An 18168-nucleotide genomic window follows, 5' to 3' on the forward strand; every position below is an offset into this window, starting at 1 on the left:
CAGCATAACCGTCTGTCTATTCTTGATTTTTTTATACAAAAAAGCACTTTTCTGTTTCATTCAAAAAAGCCTTTATAATGATCAAAAAACTAATTTTAAAATGGAGCTTTATTTTCGTAATACTTGCATTTGCAAGCTGTTCCAAAAAACAAGGTAATTATATCACAAAAATTAATATTGGGACTCATAGTAACAACGAATTGAAAATTCAAATCGATGTTACTACGAATAACGATGTACAGGTATATGCCGAATATTGGACTGCAAAAAATGGAACTAAAAACAAGATAATTTCTCCAATTTCAAAAAAAGGGCTTTCGCATTCTTTAGTGCTTCTTAATATAATTCCCGAAACTGACTATAATTTTAAATTAATTACAGTTCAAGGAAAAGAAAAAGACAGCAGCAAAGTGTACAATTTTAAATCACGAAAACTGCCGGAATGGCTGCAGAAAAAATTCAAAGCAAATTCTCCAAAACCAGAGCTTTTACCGCAAAACTTCAAAAAAGGTTTTATGCTTATGGCTAAAAGAGAAACGCCTGGAACAGCTTTTATTGTCGATTACAAAGGAAATATTAGATGGTATCATACAGTAGAAAATACTGGTTTTAAAGTAACACATTTCACAAAAGAGCAAACTATACTTTCTATTCTAGGAACCAATGATGAACCTACAAGTTACGGCAGTGAAATTCTAGAAATTAACCTTCAAGGCGATACTTTAACACATATTAAAAAAGGACAAGGGGATCTTAAACAAGTTATCCATCATGAAATCATAAAAAAATCAGCAAATGAGATTGTTACTTTATTTGTTGATGCTAAAATAACAGACTTATCTGCAATTGGTGGAAAAAAGAGAGACACTATAAATGGTGATGGAATCCTAATTCTAGACCGAAAAGGAAAACAAATTTGGAAATGGAGTGTTTTTGATGATCTCGATCCAATGAAAGACAAAGCTTTATTGAAAACTAAAAAAGACTGGATGCACGCCAACAGCTTAAACTATGATAAAGACGGTAATTTTTTAATCTCTTTTTATAACAATGGGCAAATTTGGAAAGTTGATTCTAAATCTGGAAAAGTAATTTGGAAATTAGGAAGAAACGGCAATATGAAAATGGCTAAGGATAGTGATTTCTCGCAAGCGCATGCGGCACACATTAATCAAGACGGAAGTTTAATGTTTTTTGATAATGGCGTAGACAAAAAACAATCTTCGGTTTTTGCACTTAAAGTAGACGAAAAAAACAAAGCAGTACAACTTGATTTTCATGTAAATCTGCCAAAAGATATTTACAACGATAGAATGGGAAGCGCCTATATGATCAATAAAGATCTCATATTAGTCTGCTGTTCCAAAAGACATATAACGGTTTTAACCAACAAAAAAGGAGTATTACTTTGGGCTTTAGAGTCTGAAATACCACCTTATCGCGTACAATTTATTCCAGAAGAAAACATGAAACCTTTTCTTTTAAATTAAAAATTTTAGTCATGAAAAAAATAATTCTTATTGGACTCTTTTCAGCATTACCAATTGTTGTTTTCAATTCCTGCACCAAATCCAACTCTCAGACTTTGGCAGCCAAAACCACTGCTGATGATGAAGGTTATATTAGCATCGATACTTCAAAAATTCCAGATGATGAATTTGGAGAATCTGTACGTTATGGCCGTGAATTGATGCTGAAAACGGCGTATTATATTGGTCCAAATGGTATTAACGGAAAATATTTAGGCAACAAAATGAATTGTACCAACTGTCATCAAGATGCTGGTACAAAACCTCATGCCTTCAATTTAATGTCCTCACATGATAATTATCCTCAGTATCGCGGACGCGAAAACAAAGTGCTTACACTTGCTGAACGTGTAAACAATTGTGTAATGAGACCACACTCAGGAAAACCGCTTCCGCTTGACGGAAAAGAAATGGTAGCTTTTTTATCCTATTTTAAATGGATCAGCAAATTTGTTCCAAAAGACGGACAATTTAAAGGCGCAAAAAATCTAGAAATTGAGTTTCCAGATGTTGCCGCAAGTCCAGAAAGAGGAAAAGCTTTATTTACTGAAAACTGTGCACGCTGTCACGGAAATGATGGTGAAGGAGTTTATAATGCAGACAAGTCAGGCTATACTTACCCGCCTTTATGGGGAAAATATGCCTATCAGCCCGGCTCAAGTATGCATCGTGTTATCAAACAAGCACAATGGTTAAAAAGCAATATGCCGTATGACAAAGTAACTTTAGGAAAACCATATCTTACAGATGCCGAAGCACTCGATATTGCTGCCTACGTAAATAATGATGCCATTCATGAAAGACCAAATCCTAAAACGTTAGATTATCCTAATAAAATGGGAAAACCTATAGATTATGCACACAGCCCTTTTAGCGATAATTTTTCTGAAGAACAGCATAAATACGGACCATACAAACCTATTATCGCCTACTGGAAAAAAAACGGATGGAAAGCCGTTTACTAAATAATAAAGCACACTTTTTAACTTGAACATAAAAACACAATGAAACTAAACCTAAAAAACAACGAAATACTAAGCAGTATATTGATTATGTGTCTTTTCATTTTCAGTATTCCATTGACTGCACAAGTAAAATATACAGACGGAAATGACAGCTGGAATCCTAATTTGCTGGGAAATCATCGTGTTCTTGTTAACTTTTCCGGTACAGGAAATATCGCTAAAACTACGATTGAGTGGCGCAGAAGAGATGAAAAACCTGAACTTAAAAAAGTTATTGTTCAAGATGCTGCAGGCAAAGAAGTTCTTAATGTAAAAACAGAAAACATCAACAGAGAAAACGGAACAATTTACTTTGAACCAATTTCTGGCAAAGGAACTTATTATGTTTATTATATGCCTTATATTGACGAAGGTACAGCCAATTATCCAAAAGGAATTTACGCTAAAGCAGAAAACAAAGCGGATGCTCAATGGATTTCTAAAATAAAAACAGGTTTAAAAGACAATTGTACTGTTACAGAAATTCAAAGTATAAACGCCTTTAATAGTTTTTATCCGATGGAAGTAATTGCAACAGCTGCCGAAACTTCTGCTATTATTGCTAAAAACAGCGGCAGTACTTTTTTGGTTTTCCCAGAAGACAGACTGCATTCTATTCGAATGAAAAGTGATTTACCACAACGCTGGATCGAAAAAGGAGTACAAAACAATTTTTCTGATACTGCAAAGAAAGGCGAATATTTAGCTTTTCAATTGGGAGTATACGCTCTTGCAGATTTAAAAAATGTAAAAATATCTTTTACGAATTTAGTAAGTACAACTGGAGCAACAATAGAAGGGAAAGACATCAGCTGTATCAACACTGACGGAACTAAATATGACGGTACTCCTTTTACCAATACTGTTTCTGTTTCAAAAGGAAAAGTTCAAGCAATGTGGTGCGGCATTGACGTTCCGCAAACTGCTGCCGCTGGGAATTATACTGGAAAAGCAACTGTTACCGCTGACGGAAAATCTACAGCAATCACGCTTCAAATAACAGTAACTAATGAAGTTACTAAAAATGGAGGTATTGACAGCCCAGAAAAAATGACTCGTTTAAAATGGTTAAACTCTACATTAGCTCAAGAAAATACCGTAATTGCACCTTATACTCCACTAGTAGTAAAAGATGCTGAAATCTCTTTATTAGGCAGAAAGTTAGTTTTGGGAACTGACGGTTTTCCAACTCAAATACAAACTTTTTTCACGCCCGAAATGACAACTGTCACTACAAAACCAAACGATATTTTAAGCGCTCCAATAACATTTCATTTTGTAGATGCAGCAGGAAAAGAATCATTGCAATGGAAAAATAATGGTTTAAAATTCACTAAAAAAGAAGCCGGAACCGTAGCTTGGGAAAGTACATCTACGTCAAAATCAGTTCAAATGGATGTAAATGCTTCGATTGAATTTGATGGATTTTTACATTATACTGTTAAAGTTACTGCTTTAGAAGATGCTTCATTCAACGACATTAATTTTCAGTTACCAATGCAGCCAACATTTGCAAAATATATGATGGGACTTGGTCAAAAAGGCGGTGATCGTCCTGCATCTTTTGACTGGAAATGGGATGTTGCACACAAAAATCAAGATGGTGCTTGGATTGGTGCTGTAAATTCTGGATTACAATTTTCTTTGAGAGACGAAAAATACAGCCGTCCGTTAAACACTAATTTCTATTTGCAAAAACCATTATTACTACCAACTTCTTGGGGTAACGAAAACAAAGGCGGAATCACCATTACACCAAACCAAAAATCAGTTTTGGTAAACGCATACAGCGGCGCTCGCAGCATGAAAAAAGGAGATGTTTTGTATTATAACTTTACATTATTGATCACTCCTTTTCATACTATCAATACAGATTTTCAATGGGATAATAAATTTTATCACAAATACAGCCCAATCGATTCTATTGCTCAAACTGGTGCAACAGTAATCAATATTCACCACGCAAATGCGATCAATCCTTACATCAACTATCCTTTTATCGAATTTAAAAAGATGAAAAACTATATTGATGAAGCGCACCAAAAAGGTTTAAAAGTAAAAATTTATAATACTGTAAGAGAAGTTTCGAATAAAGCTTATGAAACTTTTGCTTTAAAAAGTTTAGGTCATGAAATTTACTCTCCAGGAAAAGGCGGCGGATTTTCTTGGCTTCAAGAACACGTAGGCGATGATTATATCGCAGCTTGGTTTGTTCCTGAAATTAAAGATGCGGCAATTGTAAACAGCGGTATGAACCGTTGGCACAATTACTACGTAGAAGGAATGAATTGGTTAACACAAAACGTTGGTATCGACGGGATTTATCTGGACGATGTTGCTTTCGACAGAATCACAATGAAACGTATTAAAAGAGTTTTAACCAAGGACGGTCACCCAGGAATTATCGATTTGCATAGTGCAAATCAGTACAACAAAAGCGATGGTTTTAACAATAGTGCCAATTTATATATGGAGCACTTTCCATACATCAATAAACTATGGTTTGGAGAATACTTTGATTACGAAAAAGGACAACCTGACTTTTTCTTAACTGAAGTAAGCGGGATTCCTTTTGGGCTAATGGGTGAAATGCTGCAAGATGGAGGAAATCCGTGGAGAGGAATGGTTTACGGAATGACAAACAGACTTCCGTGGAGCAATAACGCTGATCCTAGAAATATTTGGAAATTATGGGATTCTTTCGGAATCAAAGGTTCTGAAATGATTGGATATTGGAGCGAAAACTGTCCAGTAAAAACAAGTAATGATAAAGTTTTAGCAACTGTTTACAAAAAGAACGGAACAGCATTAATTTCTATTGCAAGCTGGGCTGATACCGATGTAAATGTGAAATTGAACATCGATTGGAAAAAACTTGGAATAAATCCTGCCAAAGCAACAATTACGGCTCCAGAAGTTATCAATTTCCAACCTGCAAAAACTTTTAACGCAAAAGATGAAATTCCAGTAGCAAAAGGAAAAGGATGGTTATTGATTGTTAAATAATTTAAGAAAGTAAGCATACCACGTCCAGTCTGTCATTTCGACGTAAGGAGAAATCACACTTGTATATCAACAAAGATTAGCGATTTTCTATGCGGAGTTTCTAGTGTGATTTCTCCTTACGTCGAAATGACAAATTACTATAAAATTAATGCCATAGGTTGCACAGATTAGTATTTATCGATTCAAAAAATCATTTAAATCTGTGCAATCTATTGCAAAAAAACACAACAACATTACTGTTAAAACAACTAACCATAATAAATAGCTCTCCATATGAAACTTAGACCATTTTTATCGATTTTACTTTTTGGAAGCCTGTTTGTCAATGCACAAAATAAACCAACTATTAAGGAATATAAAAAGGTGTTTACAACCTATCCTTTTTCAGATCCAGATCCAATTCCTAAACCAGATACAAAAGTTTATCCGTACTATCGTTTTGATGGTTTTACAGATAAAGCTGTGCAAAAGGAATGGAAAGTTGTCGAACTTGAAAACGATTATATTAAGTTGACAATTCTGCCTGAAATTGGCGGAAAAGTGTGGTCTGCCATAGAAAAATCGACTGGAAAAGATATTGTTTACAACAACCATGTTATCAAGTTTAGAGACATTGCTATGCGCGGTCCATGGACAAGCGGAGGTGTTGAAGGAAATTATGGTATTATCGGACACACTCCAAACTGTGCAACTCCTGTAGATTACACCACCATAACTAGAGAAGACGGCAGTGTAAGTTGTATTATAGGTGTTTTAGATTTACTAACCCGCACTTCATGGAAATTAGATATTAATTTACCAAAAGATAAAGCCTATTTTACGACCAATTCGTTTTGGTTTAATTCGACCGAGTCAGAACAGCCTTATTATACTTGGATGAATACTGGTATTAAAGCAGCAGGAAATTTACAGTTTATTTTCCCAGGGCAAAGTTACATTGGTCATAATGGAGAACACAACGAATGGCCAATTGATAAAAAAAACGGCAAAGATTTATCGTATTATAAAAACAATGATTTTGGCGGTTATAAATCGTATCATGTTTTTGGAAAACACAATGATTTCTTTGGCGGTTATTACCATGATGAAGATTTTGGAATGGGGAGATATGGTAATTATGATGATAAACCGGGTAAAAAAATATGGATTTGGGGATTGTCGCAACAGGGAATGATTTGGGAAAAACTGCTTACTGATACTGATGGCCAATATGTAGAAGTGCAAAGCGGCCGATTATTTAATCAAGCAAGTGAAGGCAGTAATTTAACTCCTTTTAAACAACGCTCTTTTGCACCCTATCAAACTGATTCTTGGACAGAATATTGGTTTCCTGTAAAACAGACTAAAGGTTTTGTAAAAGCGAACAATTATGGCGCTGTAAACGTAAAAAATGAAAACGGCTGGCTGAAAATCTACTTCTCTCCGCTTCAAAAATTAAATGAAAAATTGGAAGTTTTTGATAATGGAAAAAAAATCTATTCTAAAGATATTTCAGTTAATACCTTACAAGTATACAAAGATTCTATTCAAGCTGCAGTTGATCAAAACAAATTAAGATTGACAATTGGAGGCAATAAACTAGTTTGGAATTCGGCGCCAGAAGACGGAAATCTAAACCGTCCTTTAGAAGTTCCAAAAGATTTTGATAACAATTCAATGTACGGATTATATCTGCAAGGCAAAAACTATATCAGTTTTAAAGATTATATAAAAGCGGAGGAAATGCTGAATGAGTGTCTTAAAAAAGATCCAAACTACGCTCCTGCCCTTTCTGATCTTGCCTTATTGCAAATTCGCAAATTTCAATACAAAGATGCAGTCAAATCAGCTGCCAAAGCTTTAGCCATAAATACTTACGATCCTGCTGCAAACTATTATTATGCTTTGGCCAATATGCATTTAGGAAATAATGTTGATGCAAAAGACGGATTTGATATTGCTGCCGCTAGTGTCGAATATCGAAGTGCTGCTTATACTGCTTTAAGTCAAATTTATTTCATCGAAAATGACCTGACAAAAGCCACTGAATATGCAGAAAAAAGCTTGCTGAATAATCAAAATAATCTAGAAGGATTACAGCTTTTAGCCGTTATATATCGTTTACAAAACAATAAAAATAAAGCTGTTGCAACCTTGAATAAAATAAACAATGTTGATCCTTTAAATCATTTTGCGGGATTTGAAAATTTTCTTTGGGCAAATTCAGATGCTGCAAAAATGAATTTCACTTCATTGATACGAAACGAAATGCCAGAGCAAACTTATCTTGAATTAGGAATCTGGTACCAGCATCTGGGCCGCAAGGACGAGGCTTTAAAGGTTTTCTCGACAGCGGCTCCAAGTGCTGAAATTATTTATTGGAAAGCATTTTTAGAAAACAAAGCCGTTGATTTAAGTAAAATTCAACCCGGACTTAGTTTTCCATTTCGTCATGAAACCGCTGTTATACTTGAAGATCTTATTAAGAAAAATAACCAATGGCAGTTAAAATATCATTTGGCTTTAATTGAATGGAATCGCGATAATCTTTCAAAAGCAAAAGAGTTGTTTAATCAATGTGGTTCTAAACCTGCTGATCCCGCTTTTTATGCTGCAAAAGCATCTTTAATGAAAGACAATCCTGAAATCGTAACAGCAAGTTTACAACAAGCTTTAAAACTAGATAATCAAGGATGGAGATATAATAAACTACTGGCAGAGCATTACATCAGTTTGAAACAATATGACAAAGCACTTGCCATAACAGAACCATTCTATAAAAAGCATAAAGAGAATTATTTAATGGGAATGTTGTATGCTAAAACTTTACTTCTCAATAAAAAATACAGCGAAGCAGATACCTTTTTAACCAAGTTAGAAATCCTTCCGTTTGAAGGTGCGACTGCAGGAAGACAATTGTATCACGAAGCTAAATTGATGCAGGCTTTAGCCGAAATGAAAAACAAACAATACAAAAAAGCACTACAGCTAATTGCTGATGCCAAACTGTTTCCAGAAAATTTAGGTGTTGGAAAACCATACGACGAAAATATCGATGAAAGATTAGAAAATTGGATGGACTATCAATGTTATACAAGTTTGGGTAGTACAGAAAAAGCTAAAGAATCGTTACAAAAAATCATTTCTTTTAATCCAAAGATTGATAATACGGTTATGAATTTCTTACCTGCAAATCAACTTATTTCAGCTTGGGCCGTCGAAAAAACTTCATCAGCAAAAAAAGCGGAAGAATGGATTCGAAATCAAGCTAAATTATATCCTGAAAACAAAATTGTTCAATGGAGTTTACAAATGTACACCAAAAAACAATCTGATATTTTAACAGCCGATGAAAAGGACGGAGAAGTTAGAATTATAGAAAAGCTTTAAAAAACATATAACTTACACAAAATGAACAAGCTATTTTTAAAATGCACCCTTTTTAGCATTGCTTTATTAGCATGCCAAAACATAGAGGCTCAAAATACCGAAAAAGATAAAGATCAATTAGCTATTTACAGAGCAACTCCACTAAAAGTTCACGATCTGGTAAACACAAAACTGGAAGTGTCTTTTGATTATGAAAAAAGACATTTGTACGGAAAAGAATGGCTTACTTTAAAACCACATTTCTATGCAACAGATTCGCTTACTTTGGATGCCAAAGGGATGAATTTTAAAGAAATTTCGATCGTAGAAGGAAAGAAAAAAACACCTTTAAAGTACACTTACGACAGCGAACAGCTTTTTATTAAACTGGACAGAAAATATAAAGGTTCTGAAAAATATACCCTTTTTATTGATTACACAGCAAAACCAGCAGAACTGAAAAGCAAAGCCGGCGAATCGATTACCAACTCAAACGGATTGTATTTTATTAATCCTGACGGAAAGGGAGACAAACCAACACAAATATGGACTCAAGGCGAGACTGAAGCTTCGTCTTGCTGGTTTCCAACAATTGACAAACCAAATCAGAAAACAACTTCTGAAATTGCTATGACAGTTCCATCAAAATATACCACTTTGTCAAACGGTAAATTAACTTCTCAAAAAGTAAATAAAGACGGAACAAGAACGGATGTTTGGAAGATGGAACAGCCAAATGCACCTTATTTGTTTATGATGGCTGTTGGTGATTTTAAAATCTATAAAGATTCTTATAATGGTAAAGAAGTCAGCTATTATTTAGAGCCAAAATATGCGCCTTATGCTAAACAGATTTTTTATAAAACGCCAGATATGATGAATTTTTACAGTAAAATGCTTGGCGTAGAATATCCTTGGGCAAAATATGCGCAAATTGTTGTGAAAGATTATTTTGGAGGTGCAATGGAAAATACTTCAGCAACAGTTCATGGCGAATATGTACAAAAAACAGAACGAGAATTATTAGATGATAATCAAGAAAGTACAATTGCTCACGAACTTTTTCATCAATGGTTTGGAGATTATGTAACAGCTGAATCATGGTCAAACTTAACAATGAACGAATCTTTCGCCACTTTTGGAGAAGTACTTTGGCACGGTCACGACGCTGGACAAGATGCGGAAGACAGATCCCGTTATGAGAAACTTCAAAATTATTTTCGTTCTCAAAAAAATGGTAACAGTCCTATTTTAGCACGTTTTCATTACAAAAACGCAGACGATATGTTTGATAATATCAGCTATTCTAAAGGTTCAATCATTTTGTATGCCATGAAAAATCAAATGGGTGATGAAGCATTTTTTAAAGGATTAAATCATTATTTAACAACGAATGCTTATAAATCTGGCGAACCGCATCAACTGCGTTTGTCGATGGAAGAAGTTACTGGAAAAGACTGGCTGCCTTATTTTGATCAATGGTATTATAATGCTGGAAGTCCGATTCTGGATGTGAATTACAAATACGTTAACGGAAAAATCATCATTACTATCACTCAATCTCAGGATAGTGCCGTGCAAACCTTTACACTTCCTTTAAAAGTTGATTTTTATGTAAATGGAACTAAAATAAGAAAGTATATTTTAATTAATAAAAGAGAACAAAGTTTCAGTTTTGACCTTCCTTCAAAACCTGAATTTATAGATCTAGATCCAGATAAAATCTTAGTTGGCGAAGTTAATGTAGATAAAAAAACTGCTTCTGATTATTTGTATCAATACAAAAATGTGCCTTCTTACTACAATCGAATTGAAGCTATAAAATTTGCATCAAAAGATAAAAGTCATGATTCGCAGCTTGTATTATTGGCAGGTTTAAAAGATCAGCAAGACGATTTACGAACATTAAGTATCAAAGGAATTGATTTAGGAGATCGTGAAATAAAAGATGCAGCCATTAAAACATTGCTTGACATTGCTAAAAATGATATAAAAACAAATGCCAGAGCTGCGGCAATTGTAAAATTGGCTTCAACAGGAGACTCGTCTTATAAAGCACTGATGATTGAGAGCACAAAAAATCAATCGTATAATGTAATTGCAGCAGGAATTTACGGATTATCAAAATTCTCAAGCCAAGAATCTGATCAAGCTTTAAGCGCTTTAGATGATGATACAAAAAATCACCTGACACCAATTATCAAAAAGTTTAATAACCAAAAATAGCACCTGTAAATCTGTTATTAAATTAAAAAAAACTGAAGATACAGTTGAAACATTTAATAACACGGATTTTGAAATAAAGTAAAAAAACATGCATAAACTCTTTCTAACATACGCCTTATTCTCTATAATAACCATTTGTAACGCCCAAAATAAAGTCAAAAAAATAAATGTAAAAGACTACGGTATTACAGCTGGCACTAAAGAAAATCTAACCTCAAAAGTCAACAAACTTATTGAAGGATTAGGCAGCGAACCCGTAGAAATTATTTTCCCGAAAGGGAGATATGATTTTTATCCAGATGCCAATTATTATAGAACTTACTACGAAAGTAATACTTATGATGCAGCTGTTAGAAAACTCGCAATACTTATAAAGGATAAAAAAAACATAACCATAAATGCACAGCAATCAGATTTTGTTTATCATGAGCATATACAACCCTTTACTTTAGACAATGCTGAAAATATTACGATTAAAAATGTAAATATCGATTGGGATGTTCCTTTGACCTCTGAAGCTGAAGTAATAGAATCCGATGAGAATCATATCGTCATGAAGATTGACATTACTCAATCTCCTTATAAAATTCATGAAAAAGGGCTGACATTTGTAGGTGAAAATGCTAATGAAAATTGGGCATTGTCTGGAGGTTCTTGGTTAATTGAATTTGATAAAAACCACATAATTCCTGCAAATACAGGTGATAATGGTTGTGTGAAAGGGGATTTAAAAAATGTAAAATACAGCGAGATTAAACCCGGATTGGTACTCATGCAGGGAAAATTTACAAAAACGCCTGCAGTTGGAAATTTTCTTATACTAAGACATGGTACGAGAGATCATGCCGGAATGTTTTTATTTCACAGCAAAAACACCAAATTAGAGAATATCAATGTTTATCATACTTCTGGTTTAGGTATTTTGTCTCAATATTGCGAAAATATCGAAATGCGAAACGTAAACATGATTCCGAACCCGCATAAAAACCGCTATTTAAGTGGTCACGATGATGGATTACATTTTATGGGATGCAAAGGAGAAATTGTAATTGATAATTGCGATGCACAGGGTTTAATGGACGATCCTATTAATATTCACGGAACTTACGTTCCAGTAATACAAAAAATTGATGACTATGCTGTAAAATGTAAATTTGGTCAAGATATGTCGCACGGATTACTGTGGGCTGTTCCAAATGATAAAGTTGGTTTTATCCAAAAGAAAGAAATGGGAACTTTAGCCTATGGCACTGTTTCGAGTTTTGAGCCTTTAGATGTGGATCATTTCATTATTAGATTTAAAGAAAAAATCCCAAATGATCTTGATACTGGTTTTGTTTTGGAAAACCTAAGCTGGACACCTAATGCTACTATCACGAACTGTTTTGTTGGCAGTAATCGAGCTCGAGGTTATCTAATCTCAACTCCAGGAAAAGTAATTATCGAAAATAATATTTTTGAAACCAGCGGTTCAGCAATTCTTATTGCTGGTGATGCTAATTATTGGTACGAAAGTGGTGCCGTAAAAGACATTACTATTAAAAACAATGAATTTAGATATCCTTGTAATTCATCTTATTATCAATTCTGTGAAGCCATTATCAGTATTTATCCTGAAATTCCGCAGCCAAATGCTGCACAGCCTTTTCATAAAAACATAAAAATAGAAAGCAATAGTTTTAATCCGTCAGACTACCCTATTCTATACGCCGTATCTGTAGATGGATTAAGCTTTAAAAACAATACTATTAAACGCAGTTTTGCATTTACACCTTGGTATCCAGAAAAGTATAATTTTAGAATCGAAGCCTGCAAAAATGTAGAAATCAGCGGCAATAAAATAGGAAAAGAGGTTTTAGGAAAAAATATTCTTCTAAAAGGAATGAAACGTGAAGAGTTAAACTTAAAGAATACTGAATTGAGTGTTGAAATCGCAAAATCAATTTAAAATTTCATTACCGCATTTAAAATAAAACAAACCATTCGGTTAGCTATAATTTAATGCATTGAAAATAAATTTAAATTCTGAAAAAGCAGGAATTATCTATTTTCTATGCATTAAATTATAATACACTTATTAAATTAATTAATAGACGAATAAACGTATCGTTTTTATACAACAATTTTATGGATAGAAAACATACTATTAAGGATATCGCTAAGATGGCAGGGGTTTCAAAAGGAACTGTTGACAGAGTATTGCACAAGCGCGGAAAAGTTTCGCCGCTTGCTCTTGAAAAAGTAAATGAAGTATTAAACGTAATTAATTACGAGCCAAATCTTATTGCCCGAAATTTAAAAAACAATAAAGTTTATCATATTTGCATTCTTCTTCCCGACCCAAAAATAGATCCGTATTGGCTTCCTTGTCTAAAAGGAATTAAAGAAGCAGCACAGGAATTTAAAGCCTACAATTTACTTATTGAGACTTTTTATTTTAATCCTGAAAAAACAAAATCTTTTTTAAGCATCAATGAAACTATTATCGAGAAATCACCTGATGCAGTTTTATTGGCTCCACTTTTTCATAAAGAAACACTTGATGCAATAAAAAAATACGAATCCTTAAATATTATTGTAAATACATTTAATAATCAGGTCGAATCGGCTGCTGTCAAAAATTTTGTCGGACAGGATTTGTATCGAAGCGGTCGTGTCGCTGCAAAATTGTTAAGCACAATTCTTGATAAAGGACACATTGCGATTATACATATTGACGAAACCTACAAAAATGCTATTCACATGCAGGAAAAAGAAAGAGGATTCAAATCCTTTTTCAGTCAGAAAAATAATTTAGAGTATAAGATTACTACTTTAAAACTAAAAAATCCCAATTTAGAAGTTGCTTTAAAAAACTTCATCAACGAAAATCCTGACTTATCAGGCGTTTTTATAACTACTTCAAAAGCGTATCAAGTTTCTAAGATTATCAGTAAAATTAAAGACAAAAGAATACGCGTGATAGGCTATGATTTGGTTGATGAGAACGTAACTAATTTGAATCAAGGAGTAATTGATTTCCTAATTCATCAAAATCAAAAAAGACAAGTTTATTTAGGCATTATATACCTTATAGAGCATTTTCTGTTCCGTAAAGAAACTCCTGCAGTAACATTATTGCCAATCGATATAATTAATTCTGAAAATGCTGATTTTTACCGCGCATAATTTTCAATCAACCTTTCTTGTTCCTTATTCTTTTTTAATTACTTCACACAGCGATCTATTTTAGCATCAATCGATCTAAAATATACTATTCTATTTCAAATTATCAGATTAAAAAAACAGGCAAAAAACATTCAAAAAATCATGCCTGATTTTAGTAAAGTTTCACCTCCAAATAGAAAAGAAATCAGGTCATTTTTCAAACTCTAAAATTTAGAAAATATGCTCTATTTTATCTTTCTAAAAAGCTGATAACATTCAAACTTTTATTTTTGAATTAACCTCAGTTTCAGATTCTTTTTTATCTGTATCAGAAAACCCTAATTATGCAAAAAAACGCATAATTCAAACTATTAAAAAGTTTAATTTATTACTAGACTTTTTAATCCATAATTGCGATATTCTCATAAATACAAACAACTATTTTTCATTTTTTAAATATTAAATATTCAGACTGAAAATCTGACTAAAATGAAGAACTCACCTTGAAAGCAATTTTCTTAAAAATATCGTACCTATTTAAGTCAAAAAAAACAGTTTGCATAATTTTATGTGCTCGAGAACACAAATATCGTGTGTTCGAGCACATTTTTTGTGTTTTTTCTTGGTTAATAAAAATATAATCGATAGTTTCGTCAAATAATAAAGTTTTTAAGCGATTTTTTTCGCCTTTTTTTGATCTATTTAAGCCTTTTTTTAGTTAGCAAAAACCAAAAAAAATAAACACTAAAAAACTTAAATAATTAAAATAAAAACAACCAGACAAAAAACACATTTAGTAACCAAAACCAAATCAAGAGTATGAAGAAGGTATTCTCAAAAAAACCTGAAAACTTCAGGTTGCATACTGTACTTGAAAAAACTTTAAAAACAACATTATTATCTCTGTTGTCCTTAAGCTTTCAAATTACAACTGCGGCACCTGCAAAAGAAATTTCGACAAATGAAACCAGTTTCCTGGCATTTCAAAAAATTGTAAAAGGTAAAGTTGTAGATGAAAAAGGAATTCCTGTTCCCGGAGTAAATGTTAATATAAAAGGCACTACAAAAGGAGTACAAACCGATATGGATGGAAGTTTTGCCATCGAAGTTCCTAATGACAGCGCTATCTTGATCTTTACCTTTATGGGAATGCAGGATCAAGAAGTTCCAGCTGGAAACGGTATTCTGAAAATTGTTATGAAAGAAGCCGGACAGCAAATGGATGAAGTTGTTGTTGTAGGATACAGCAAAGTAAAAAAAGAAAGTTTGACAGGTTCTTTGCAAACTTTAGACAATAAAAAAATTGTAGATGTAACCACGCCTAATGTTGAAAATATGCTGGCAGGAAAAGCTACTGGAGTATTTGTAAATACAGGCGGCGGACAGCCAGGAGCAGCAGCTAAAGTAATCATTAGAGGTAGAACAACTGTCAATGGAAGTACAGACCCTTTATGGGTTATTGACGGAGTTATTGTGGGGAATACTTCAGCAAATGTAAATCCAGCTGATATTGAAACCTTGACGGTTCTTAAAGATGCAGCTTCTACGGCTGTTTATGGTTCACAAGGAGCAAATGGGGTAATTGTAGTTACTACTAAGAGTGGAAAAAATGGAAAATCTACAATTAATTTTTCTGCGAAAACTGCCATGACTTCTATAAACAATGGAAATTTCAAAATTATGAATGGCTCCGAATTATATGATTTATATGATTCATTTGCTAACAAAGAAACTTTTCAAAATGTTTGGTGGTGGAAACCGGAATTAAGAAACAAAAACTTTGATTGGTGGGATAATGCAACTCAAACGGGTATTGCAGAAGATTACAACTTATCATTCAGCGGTGGAAGTGAAACTTTTAAAAGCTATGTTTCTGTTGGTCTTTACAATGAAACTGGCGCTATAAAAGGTTACGACTACAAAAAATACAACGGTCTTATGAAGTTTGAATACAAACCAAGCAGTTGGTTTACTTTAAGACCTCAAGTAAATTTAACTAGGGAATCTGTTTTAGATAAACAGCACGATGTATACGCTTTATATGCAAATATGCCTTGGGACAGTCCTTATTTAGAAGATGGCTCTTTAGTAGGAAATGCACCAAACCCAACTTGGGTAAACACAACTGGATCAAATTATTTATATGATTTACAGTGGAACAGCAATGAATCTGAAACATACACGGTTCGAACTAATCTTGATTTTGATATTAAGTTTACAAAATGGTTAACTTTTTCATCTGTAAATAATTATATTTTTGGCAACTCAAACTCAAGTTATTACACAGATCCAAGATCAGCAAATGGAGTTGCTGTAAAAGGAAGAATTGAAGACAACTTCGATACGTATAACAGAATTTATACCAATCAATTATTAAAATTCAACAAATCATTTGGCAGTCATTCATTTAATGCTGTTGCTGGTTATGAGTGGAATGAATACAATAAAAAATTCAGCCAAGCAATTGCAACAGGAATTCCTCCTGGAATTGTAGCTCCAGATGCTGCTGCGGTTCCTGAAAAAGTAGCGGGTGGAAGATCACAATGGGCAGTGCAGTCTTTATTATCAAATGTAAATTATTCGTATGATAATCGCTATTTAGCACAAGTGTCTTTCCGTCGTGATGGAGCATCAAACTTTGGAAAAAATGCACAATATGGTAATTTTTATTCTATAAGCGGTGGATGGAACATTCATAATGAATCGTTCTTTCACGCAGATTACATCAATAATTTAAAACTTAGAGCAAGTTATGGTTCAGTAGGAAACAGACCTAATAGTTTGTACCCTCACCTGCCTTTATATTCTTTCTCAAAAAGCAGCTATAATGAAAGTCCAGGAGCGTTAATCTCACAATTGGCTAATCCTGATTTAAGCTGGGAAAAAACGTTTACAGGCGGTGTTGGTGTAGATGTAAGCTTCTTTAAACGTGTAAATATTACTTTAGACTACTACAATAAAAATACTTCTGATTTATTGTACCAAGTGCCCCTTCCAGGTGTAATTGGAGTGAACAGTATTTGGAGAAACGTAGGTGCAGTAAACAATAGAGGTTTTGAAGCTTCTGTTAATGTTGACATCATCAAGAATGAAAACTTAAACTGGTCGATAGATGCCAATATTGGTACTAATAAAAATAAGGTAACAAAACTTTACGGTGATAAACAAGAAATCATTGTAGGTGACGGAAGTGGTGCTGCAGGTTCTGCAAACAAACTTTTAAAACCAGGAAATGATGTTGACAGCTGGTACGTAACGGAATGGGCTGGCGTTAATCCTGAAAACGGAAAACCACAATGGTACACTACTGATGCCGCTGGCGAACGTGTAAAAACAAGCAATTATGGTGAAGCTTCTAAATACAGAAAAGTAGTTGGAGCCTATACTCCAGACTTTTTTGGAGGATTCTCTACTAGTTTAAACTACAAGAAATTTGATTTTGCTGCTATTTTCAGCTATTCAGTTGGTGGTGAAATCTATAATTATGCGAGAGCAGAATTTGATTCAGATGGTGCTTATAATGACAGAAATCAAATGAAACTTCACAGCGGATGGAGCCGTTGGGAAAAACCAGGAGATATTGCGACTCATCCACAAGCACTTTATGATAACAACAGCCAATCAAACAAAGCGTCATCACGTTTCTTAGAAACTGGTACTTACTTAAAAATGAGAAGCATCACTTTTGGATACAATATGCCAATTGAGCGTCTTTATATTTCAAATTTAAGATTATATATAGCTGGAGAAAACTTGTTTACCATCAGTCATTATTCTGGTGTTGATCCTGAACTCCCTCCTACTTACAACTCAGCAAATCAACAATATACTATTACAGGTGTAGCAACACAAGTATATCCTTCAACGCGCAAAATTGTACTAGGACTTAACGTAACTCTTTAAAACAA

8 protein-coding genes are annotated in these 18168 nt (G+C 33.6%); all 8 read left to right on the plus strand.

Translation table 11 applies throughout. From position 1 onward, the window contains the following. Nucleotides 1-77 precede the first annotated feature (77 nt). Nucleotides 78-1490 carry an aryl-sulfate sulfotransferase gene (locus B0A75_RS15160; protein WP_089055130.1) on the plus strand — a complete coding sequence of 471 codons (1413 nt, stop codon included), beginning with the start codon at nucleotides 78-80 and terminating at the stop codon, nucleotides 1488-1490. 11 nt (nucleotides 1491-1501) lie between these two features. Further along, nucleotides 1502-2494, plus strand: coding sequence for a c-type cytochrome (locus B0A75_RS15165; protein WP_089055131.1), 993 nt, complete (start codon nucleotides 1502-1504; stop codon nucleotides 2492-2494). 39 nt (nucleotides 2495-2533) lie between these two features. Then, nucleotides 2534-5539, plus strand: a complete 3006-nt coding sequence (locus tag B0A75_RS15170) for a glycoside hydrolase domain-containing protein (protein ID WP_244284408.1) — start codon at nucleotides 2534-2536, stop codon at nucleotides 5537-5539. Nucleotides 5540-5812: 273 nt separating this feature from the next. Continuing rightward, a complete protein-coding gene (locus tag B0A75_RS15175; RefSeq protein ID WP_089055132.1) occupies nucleotides 5813-8908 on the plus strand; it encodes a DUF5107 domain-containing protein in 3096 nt (1031 codons plus the stop codon). 21 nt (nucleotides 8909-8929) lie between these two features. Next, a complete protein-coding gene (locus B0A75_RS15180) occupies nucleotides 8930-11113 on the plus strand; it encodes a M1 family metallopeptidase (protein WP_089055133.1) in 2184 nt (727 codons plus the stop codon). Between the two features lie 88 nt (nucleotides 11114-11201). Next, the gene (locus B0A75_RS15185; protein WP_089055134.1) at nucleotides 11202-13061 is read left to right on the plus strand and encodes an alpha-1,3-galactosidase-related protein; all 1860 of its coding nucleotides are present in this window, start codon (nucleotides 11202-11204) and stop codon (nucleotides 13059-13061) included. 179 nt (nucleotides 13062-13240) lie between these two features. After that, a complete protein-coding gene (locus B0A75_RS15190) occupies nucleotides 13241-14281 on the plus strand; it encodes a LacI family DNA-binding transcriptional regulator (protein ID WP_089055135.1) in 1041 nt (346 codons plus the stop codon). Between the two features lie 798 nt (nucleotides 14282-15079). Next, complete coding sequence (locus B0A75_RS15195; RefSeq protein WP_089055136.1) at nucleotides 15080-18163, plus strand: SusC/RagA family TonB-linked outer membrane protein; 3084 nt, start codon at nucleotides 15080-15082, stop codon at nucleotides 18161-18163. Nucleotides 18164-18168 lie beyond the last annotated feature (5 nt).

Origin of the sequence: Flavobacterium oncorhynchi (genome assembly GCF_002217355.1) — a bacterium.
GTDB lineage: Bacteria > Bacteroidota > Bacteroidia > Flavobacteriales > Flavobacteriaceae > Flavobacterium > Flavobacterium oncorhynchi.

What these genes read in the sequence shown, in the direction of transcription:
- B0A75_RS15160 (WP_089055130.1), top strand. Translation starts at nt 78, where the DNA reads ATGATCAAAAAACTAATTTTAAAATGGAGCTTTATTTTCGTAATACTT.
- B0A75_RS15165 (WP_089055131.1), top strand. Translation starts at nt 1,502, where the DNA reads ATGAAAAAAATAATTCTTATTGGACTCTTTTCAGCATTACCAATTGTT.
- B0A75_RS15170 (WP_244284408.1), top strand. Translation starts at nt 2,534, where the DNA reads ATGAAACTAAACCTAAAAAACAACGAAATACTAAGCAGTATATTGATT.
- B0A75_RS15175 (WP_089055132.1), top strand. Translation starts at nt 5,813, where the DNA reads ATGAAACTTAGACCATTTTTATCGATTTTACTTTTTGGAAGCCTGTTT.
- B0A75_RS15180 (WP_089055133.1), top strand. Translation starts at nt 8,930, where the DNA reads ATGAACAAGCTATTTTTAAAATGCACCCTTTTTAGCATTGCTTTATTA.
- B0A75_RS15185 (WP_089055134.1), top strand. Translation starts at nt 11,202, where the DNA reads ATGCATAAACTCTTTCTAACATACGCCTTATTCTCTATAATAACCATT.
- B0A75_RS15190 (WP_089055135.1), top strand. Translation starts at nt 13,241, where the DNA reads ATGGATAGAAAACATACTATTAAGGATATCGCTAAGATGGCAGGGGTT.
- B0A75_RS15195 (WP_089055136.1), top strand. Translation starts at nt 15,080, where the DNA reads ATGAAGAAGGTATTCTCAAAAAAACCTGAAAACTTCAGGTTGCATACT.